At 57.8% G+C, this 367-nt stretch carries 1 protein-coding gene; it reads left to right on the top strand.

Annotated features, from left to right (window positions below):
- Positions 1-367, top strand: a 367-nt coding sequence (locus AB8E48_RS09010) for an ATP-binding protein (protein WP_368886488.1), incomplete at both ends; no start/stop codon positions are given.

Genomic DNA, 367 nt, shown 5'->3' with positions numbered 1-367 from the left:
ATAAGTTCCTTGAGGACGCTATCGAGATTGATGTTGACGCCCTGTTCGACGGTGAGGAGCTGTACCTGGGCGGCGTCATGGAGCACATTGAGGAAGCCGGTATTCACTCCGGTGACTCCTCCTGCACCCTGCCTCCGATTACTCTCGGCCCGGACATCATCGCTAAGGTGAAGGACGCTACCGAGAAGATTGCTCGCGGCACCGGCGTGCGCGGCCTGATTAACATTCAGTTCGCGTACGTTTCCGAGAACCTGTACGTGATTGAGGCGAACCCGCGTGCGTCCCGTACTGTTCCGTTCGTGTCGAAGGCTACCGGCGTGCAGATGGCTAAGGCTGCTGTGCTGATTGGTCTGGGTAAGACCATTGC

The organism is Rothia mucilaginosa, from assembly GCF_964211445.1.
In the GTDB taxonomy this organism is placed as follows: Bacteria; Actinomycetota; Actinomycetes; order Actinomycetales; family Micrococcaceae; genus Rothia; species Rothia mucilaginosa_E.
Note: the sequence above shows the minus strand (reverse complement) of the source record. Positions and strands in the feature narration are given on the sequence as shown.